5 protein-coding genes are annotated in these 3,741 nt (G+C 57.3%); 3 read left to right on the top strand and 2 right to left on the bottom strand.

Annotated features, from left to right (window positions below; translation table 11 throughout):
* A partial coding sequence (locus M3O22_06960; GenBank protein MDP9196485.1) for a hypothetical protein occupies positions 1-247 on the bottom strand: 247 nt, incomplete at its 3' end.
* Here M3O22_06960 and M3O22_06955 point away from each other — a divergent pair.
* The 3 genes from M3O22_06955 to M3O22_06945 all read left to right on the top strand — a co-directional run bounded on the left by M3O22_06955 (position 246) and on the right by M3O22_06945 (position 2,688).
* Positions 246-839, top strand: coding sequence for a hypothetical protein (locus tag M3O22_06955; GenBank protein MDP9196484.1), 594 nt, complete (start codon positions 246-248; stop codon positions 837-839). The two genes, M3O22_06960 and M3O22_06955, sit on opposite strands and share 2 nt — an antisense overlap.
* Positions 836-2,182: a bifunctional UDP-N-acetylglucosamine diphosphorylase/glucosamine-1-phosphate N-acetyltransferase GlmU gene (glmU, locus tag M3O22_06950; GenBank protein MDP9196483.1), complete on the top strand. Its 1,347-nt coding sequence runs from the start codon at positions 836-838 to the stop codon at positions 2,180-2,182. Before M3O22_06955 ends, glmU begins: the two co-directional genes overlap by 4 nt.
* A 77-nt stretch (positions 2,183-2,259) precedes the next feature.
* Entirely contained in the window at positions 2,260-2,688 is a 429-nt protein-coding gene (locus M3O22_06945; GenBank protein ID MDP9196482.1) for a hypothetical protein, read from the top strand.
* 516 nt (positions 2,689-3,204) lie between these two features.
* On the opposite strand, the gene M3O22_06940 is transcribed toward M3O22_06945, so the two are convergent.
* Positions 3,205-3,741: SprT-like domain-containing protein (locus M3O22_06940; protein MDP9196481.1), on the bottom strand; the 537-nt coding region annotated here is incomplete at its 5' end.

The following is a 3,741-nucleotide window of genomic DNA, read 5'->3' as shown; positions in this document are numbered from 1 at the left end:
CCCTGAAAGCATCAGAGCCAGGGGAACACAGATCATCCAGCGCAGGGACATGACGGACTCCCGTTCGAATCGATTTCTGCCAGAATCGCGCAACCACCGATTCGCCGTCAAGGAGAAAATCTGCCGGTTGACAGATGAATTGCTTTTTCCTGTACGTTTTTTGCTTGTCATCCTGAGCGCAGCGAAGGATCTTCTTCAACAGCAGCAGATCCTTCAGTCGCTGCCGCTCCTTCAGGATGACAACCATGCCCCCCGATCTGAAACTTGCCTTTGGGTTCATCTCGACTTTTCTGGTTGTCATTTCCATTCTCCCTTACATCCGCGATATCCTGAAAGGGAAAACGCAGCCGCATATCTATACTTGGCTGATCTGGGCAATCCTGCAGGCGATGGGGGCGTTTGCACAGTTCAGCGACGGTGCAGGGTACGGGGCATGGGCCACGGCGACAGGAGCCTTTTTCTGTTTCATCATTTTTCTGCTGTCTTTCAGGTTCGGCACCCGGAATATCACCCGCTTTGATACAGCGTGCCTGGTTGCATCCTTTCTGACACTGGCCGTCTATGTTCGGACCGGGGACGGACTGACGGCCATCATTCTTGTCTCGGTGATCGATTCCCTGGGATATTTTCCCACTTTCAGGAAAAGCTGGCAGGAACCTTTTACGGAAACCATCAGCTTTTTTGTTATCAGTATGTCTTCCTGTATCTTCAGCCTTCTGGCTCTTCAGAATTATACCCTGACGACAGCCCTGTATGCAGTTACCATCTGCTTCATGAACTCCTGCATGATCATCCTGCTGCTGGTACGCAGGACGCAGCTGAAAGAAAGGTCCGCATGAAACCCGTTCCCCTCATCTGCGTCATCCTGGCGGCCGGCCAGGGCACGCGCATGAAATCGTCCCTGCCCAAGGTGCTGCACCCCGTGGGTAACAGACCCATGATCCAGCATGTGGTGAAGGCCGCCGAAAGCCTGTCGCCGGAAAAGATCATCGTGGTGGTGGCCCCTGGAATGCCCGCGGTGGAGGAGGCTGTGAAGCCCCACACCACCGTGATCCAGAATGAACAGCTGGGCACGGGCGATGCCCTGAAAGCCGCCCTGCCGTACCTGAAGGGGTTCAGAGGCGATGTACTGGTGGCCTTCAGCGACACGCCGCTGGTGACGCCGGACAGCCTCCAGCGCTTGACAGCAGCCCGTCGCAACCCTGAAAATCCCGCCGTAACAGTCTATGGTATGCGTCCGGAAAATACTGCCCAGTATGGCCGGCTGGTGCTGGACAGCCAAGGGCAGCTGGAAGCTATTGTGGAGTACGTGGACGCCACACCCCAGCAGCGAGCGATCCCCCTGTGCAACGGCGGGATTATGGCGCTGGACGGTGCGCACCTGCCAGAGCTTCTGGAGCGGCTGGATAACCGCAACGCCCAGAACCAGTACTATCTGGTGGATATGGTGCGCCACGCCCGCCAGGCCGGCTACGCCTGCACCGTTGTGGAAGGCCCGTCAGAGGATGTGCTGGGCGTCAACAGCCGCAGCGAGCTGGCCGCTGTGGAACAGGTGTTCCAGGACCGCATGCGCCGCGCGGCCATGGCAGCCGGCGTAACCCTGGTGGATCCGGCCACGGTATACTTCAGCGCGGACACGGTGCTGGCCCCGGATGTGCGGATCGAACCCAATGTGTTTTTCGGACCCGGCGTAACAGTGGAAAGCGGCGCAGTGATCCACGCCTTTTCCCATATCGAAGGAGCGCGCATTGGCCCCGGCGCTTCGGCTGGTCCCTTTGCCCGCCTGCGACCCGGAACGGTCCTGCAGGAGGGTGCGAAGATCGGCAATTTTGTCGAGGTCAAAAAAGCCCGCATCGGCAAAAAGGCCAAGGTCAACCATCTCAGCTATGTGGGCGACGCCACGGTGGGCGAGAACACCAACATCGGCGCGGGCACCATCACGTGCAACTATGACGGCTTTGACAAGCACGAGAGCAAGATTGGCGCAGGCGTCATGATTGGCTCCAACACCGCTCTTGTCGCCCCGGTCACAGTCCACGACGGCGCGTACGTGGGCGCAGGCAGCGTAATCACGGATGACGTGCCTGCCAATGCGCTGGCGGTCTCCCGCCCGAAAACAATGATCCGCGAAGGCTGGGCGGCTGCATTCAGGAAGAGGAAAACGGAAGGGAAGCAAGCATAAAATTGCTAAATATTTACAATATTTTCACGATTTATACTTAGGATAGGCGTTGCGTGAAACAAACAGGGGAATAGAAAATGCCTCATTTGAAACCTTCCGCATTATTGGCTATTTTTGGCATAGTGACGGGGTGTGGCCCCCAGGAAACAGAACAACCTGAGTTCCCGCCAAGTATCCCTGCATGCGACCTTCCTCCCTCGCACCAGTTCAACGCAAACATAACACCTGGAGACGATGGTGATTTTACGATTTACGCAGACGGAAAAATACCTGTGGGAAATACGCTCTGTTCCGTAGAGTACCGTACGAAAAAATTCGTTTATGAAAATCCAGATACTGGAGCCAGGGTTCTTAACGTATGGGGCCAGATAACAGTCAGTGGCGAAAACAGTTTATGCTTCCCTCTGGCGCCACAGGGAACATTCGCCCGTTTTCACGTCGACGATGATTCTCGCGCCATAAGAATGGAAATGAGAGAAGTAAAAACCGGAGCAACCATCAAGTGATGTTTACCTCCAGCCTGCGACAAGAGAGGGCCGTCCCCCGGCATATGTATATGGCCCCTTGTATGATATACTCCTGACAGGTGCCCAGATCATGAGGCCTTATAGTACAGTAGCTTCCGCCCCATATTGCAGATCCACAATTTTTGTGGACAGCCTTCGAACAGGTCCGTGAGATTTCTCCTTCCGCTGCGCGAAAGCTGGACCACCGGGTTCCGGAAGAGGAAAAAGAATACCTCTCTCCCTTGAGTAGATTTCAACGCCCATAGATAGCTGTTATTAAAAGATAAAAATGGCATGATTTTGCCTGTGCAGGATTTGTGCAGGGAAAATCGGCTTTTTGTGCAGGATCGTGGCAAGGACGCCACACCCTGCACAGGCTGCCTAACATGCTGTCGCGCTCCACGCTCTCATAACACTCTCCTTGTCGGGCTGGCTTTAGCCATCCCGAATGCGCTCCGAGCCTATAGCTCGGAGCGCAAATTTCAAGAACGATTCGCAAGAAAGTGTCGGTGGCGTTTAAACGCTCTCCACTTCCTCCGCCTCGGCATCGTCATGCCGCATCGGTCCATGATCGGGGCAATGCGGCGCGCCGGCATCCTCCAGCCATTTGCGGGCGACGCGGGCGATATAGCCGCATTCCTGGCATTCGCATTTGATGAGGCGTGTGCCCTGCTTGCGGGGGCCGGTCGAGCGGCCAAAGCCGAGCGCAGCGTGCGGCAGCGGGCCTATCTGCTCCAGCAGCGGCGCGGCACGCGCGAGGAAGTCCGGCCCCGGCCGGGTCGCCGTCATCTTGCCGGTGAGGCCGATGGCGAGCGCAACGCGCCGGAAGCGCGGTCCATGCCGCGCCGGAATGCCGACAGCGGCATGGATCAGCTCATGCGCCAGGATCGCGGCCACCTCGATACAATCGGCTTGGTCGGGCCGGATCAGGATTTCATGGTGGCGGTCGGCACTGGCGGAAGAATCCCAGCATTCGCCGATGACGCGGCCCTTACGGCCGGTCGAGGGAAAGCCGATGGCGATCCGCACCGGGGGCAAGGGGTGCCCCTGCGC

Source organism: Pseudomonadota bacterium (assembly GCA_030775045.1).
Taxonomy (GTDB): domain Bacteria; phylum Pseudomonadota; class Alphaproteobacteria; order JALYJY01; family JALYJY01; genus JALYJY01.
Note: the sequence above shows the minus strand (reverse complement) of the source record. Positions and strands in the feature narration are given on the sequence as shown.

What these genes read in the sequence shown, in the direction of transcription:
- M3O22_06955 (MDP9196484.1), top strand. Translation starts at nt 246, where the DNA reads ATGCCCCCCGATCTGAAACTTGCCTTTGGGTTCATCTCGACTTTTCTG.
- glmU (MDP9196483.1), top strand. Translation starts at nt 836, where the DNA reads ATGAAACCCGTTCCCCTCATCTGCGTCATCCTGGCGGCCGGCCAGGGC.
- M3O22_06945 (MDP9196482.1), top strand. Translation starts at nt 2,260, where the DNA reads ATGCCTCATTTGAAACCTTCCGCATTATTGGCTATTTTTGGCATAGTG.